A 261-nucleotide genomic window follows, 5' to 3' on the forward strand; every position below is an offset into this window, starting at 1 on the left:
TTCTTTCGCGAACTCGGCTTCGCGTGCAATCACAACGATTACTACGACCCCGATAACAGCCACCTGAACGCGGTGCTGAAGCGGCGGCGCGGGATTCCGATCTCGCTGTCGGTGCTGTACCTCGAGCTCGCCGAGCAGATCGGCGTGCCGGCGCGCGGCGTCTCGTTCCCCGGCCATTTCCTGCTGCGCGTGACGCTGCCGGACGGCGACCTGATCATCGATCCGACCAACGGCCATTCGCTGTCCGAAGCCGAGATGGTC

General features: G+C 64.4%; 1 protein-coding gene. It reads left to right on the forward strand.

Going from position 1 to position 261, the window contains the following annotated elements; translation table 11 throughout:
- Positions 1 to 261: transglutaminase family protein (locus R2R70_RS21100; protein ID WP_410979065.1), on the forward strand; the 261-nt coding region annotated here is incomplete at both ends.

The organism is Cobetia sp. SIMBA_158, assembly GCF_046566945.1.
Classification (GTDB): Bacteria; Pseudomonadota; Gammaproteobacteria; order Pseudomonadales; family Halomonadaceae; genus Cobetia; species Cobetia amphilecti.